Source organism: Promicromonospora kroppenstedtii DSM 19349, assembly GCF_000515355.1.
GTDB classification, from domain to species: domain Bacteria; phylum Actinomycetota; class Actinomycetes; order Actinomycetales; family Cellulomonadaceae; genus Promicromonospora; species Promicromonospora kroppenstedtii.
This window is the reverse complement of sequence record NZ_KI911566.1, coordinates 3,566-4,621: the sequence shown is the minus strand read 5'-3', so window position 1 is coordinate 4,621 and position 1,056 is coordinate 3,566. Positions and strand designations below refer to the sequence as shown.

General features: G+C 70.6%; 1 protein-coding gene. It reads left to right on the top strand.

Annotated elements, in window-relative coordinates; all coding sequences use genetic code 11:
- Positions 1–1,056: HNH endonuclease (locus PROKR_RS00605; RefSeq protein WP_169736273.1), on the top strand; the 1,056-nt coding region annotated here is incomplete at both ends.

Genomic DNA, 1,056 nt, shown 5'->3' with positions numbered 1-1,056 from the left:
TGCGTGAACCGCAACGCCAAGGCCGTGACGGAACGCCGGGTCTCGATCCGTCCGGCCCCGGACCTGATGGTGTACCTGACCGCGCTGGTGCCGATGGCGCAGGGCGTGCAGGCGTACGCCCAGCTCAAGACCAGTGCGGAGGCTGCGAAGGCGTCCGGGGACGGGCGTGGGGTGGGTCAGATCATGGCCGACACCCTCATCGAACACGCCACCACCCGCGAACCCGGTCACGCGAACGATGTGCCGGTCACGATCAACCTGCTGGTCTCGGACGACACCCTCCTGGCCGGCGGCAACCAGCCGGGTGTGGTGGTCGAGGGCGCCCCGGCCGGTGCGGGCGTGATCCCGGCACCGGTCGCCCGCAACCTGGTAGCGCACGCGATCGAGACCGACACCGCGTGGCTGCGGTCGATCTATGTCAACCCCCACGGGCGACTGCTGGCCACGACCTCCACGTCCCGGTTCCACCCACCGGGGTTGTCGAGCCTCCTGCGGGCCAGGGAGCAAGGGGTCTGTGCCACCGTCTGGTGTGACGCGCCGGTCCGGCACACCGACCACATCACCCCGCACGCGGAAGGCGGCCCGACCAGCCTCGACAACGGCCAGGGCTTGTGCGCGAGGTGCAACCACGCCAAGCAGGCCCCGGGCTGGTCCCAGAAGGCCACCCACCTCGACGGCCGTCATGCGGTCGAGACGGTCACCCCGACCGGGCACACGTATGTCTCCGTCGCGCCCACACCACCAGCACCGGCCAGGACCAGCGACGCGACGCCTGGCCCCGACATGACTACAGCCCCAGGAACAGACCCGTACCCGAACGGAACAGCACCCGAGGGCTCGCCGGGAACCGGTCAGACGAACCGAGACGCCGTCACGGCACCTAACCGACACGAGGTCGTGCTCCGTGACGGGCACACGTCGACGACCGGCGGCGGGCACATGTCGACGACCAATGACGAGCACGCATCGACGACCAGCGATCCCGGTCCTGGCCAGAACGCGACCCCGACCCGCGACGTCACCGCCACCCCGCCCTGGACCCCCGCGGTCGGCATG